Source organism: Cognatundibacterium luofuense, from assembly GCF_018139685.1.
Classification (GTDB): Bacteria; Pseudomonadota; Gammaproteobacteria; order Burkholderiales; family Burkholderiaceae_D; genus Undibacterium; species Undibacterium luofuense.
The window spans coordinates 1-402 of the sequence record NZ_JAGSPN010000217.1 but is presented as its reverse complement, the minus strand read 5'-3'; the positions used below and the strand labels follow the sequence as shown (position 1 = coordinate 402).

Below are 402 nucleotides of genomic sequence, written 5' to 3'. Positions count from 1 at the left end.
CAGGTACCGCCGAGTTCCCAGACCGGAAGAATTTTATTTTCTTTGAGTTTCCATATCTTGCCTTGGGCATCATAGTCGTCGCCAACTGCTACATTCCAGCTATCCTCGTCGAAGTACATGACTTTCTTCGGTGCGGAATGACGGAAACCTTGCTTGACTGTACCCTCAACAACCCAGACGCGGTGCAGCTCGTAGCGTTCCAGAGCAGGATTGATACTATTTTCCCGGAATGCGTCCTCAGGCTTGATCGAACCATCGTTGAACTTGAAGTTGTTATAGGAAATGTACATCTCTTTCTTTCCTAATAGCTTCCAGTCGAAACGATCCGGGTTGCCAAAATACAGATTGGTCGCATCAATAGGATATTGATTTTCAAAACCAATCACGGGCGCGTCATAGGCG

The 402-nt window shown here is 47.0% G+C and carries 1 protein-coding gene; it reads right to left on the bottom strand.

Annotated features, from left to right (window positions below):
* Window positions 1–402 (bottom strand): DUF1329 domain-containing protein (locus KDM89_RS20100; protein ID WP_212689647.1); only part of this gene is annotated, 402 nt, incomplete at both ends.